The sequence below is a fragment of the Streptomyces hesseae genome (assembly GCF_031845785.1).
Lineage (GTDB): Bacteria > Actinomycetota > Actinomycetes > Streptomycetales > Streptomycetaceae > Streptomyces > Streptomyces hesseae.
The window spans coordinates 1-415 of record NZ_JAVRFI010000082.1; the positions used below are offsets into that span (position 1 = coordinate 1).

Annotated in this window: 1 protein-coding gene; it reads right to left on the minus strand. The window is 75.4% G+C overall.

The annotated features are described in order from the left end of the window. A partial coding sequence (locus RM609_RS34300) for a glycoside hydrolase family protein (RefSeq protein ID WP_498073179.1) occupies positions 1–415 on the minus strand: 415 nt, incomplete at both ends.

Consider the following 415-nt stretch of genomic DNA (forward strand, 5'->3'; position numbering starts at 1 on the left):
GAGCAGCTCCAGCAGGCCGCCGCCCTCCCTCGGCCCCTCCGCCTCATCGCCCTTTCCGGCGGACAGGAAGTGCAGGGCCAGCAGCAGCCCCGCCGCCCCCGTGGCCAGGTCGGCGGAGCAGCGCCGCAGGGTGGCGCCCGGGACCAGCAGCCGGTCCCCGTCGGCGATGAGGTGCCAGGTGAGGTTGCGTACGGAGGCCAGGACCTCGGGCCCCGTACGGCCCTCCGGCGACAGCTGGCCGGCTGTGGCGGCGAGCCCCGCCCGGCCGGTGAACAGCCCCGGTTCGCGGACGAACTCCATGGCGCAGCCCTTGCGGACGCCGGGGATCAGGGCGCTCAGGGCGGGGTCCTCGTGGTGGGCGGTGTACGCCTGCGCCACCAGGGCGACGCCCGAACTGCCCTGGTTCAGATAGAGC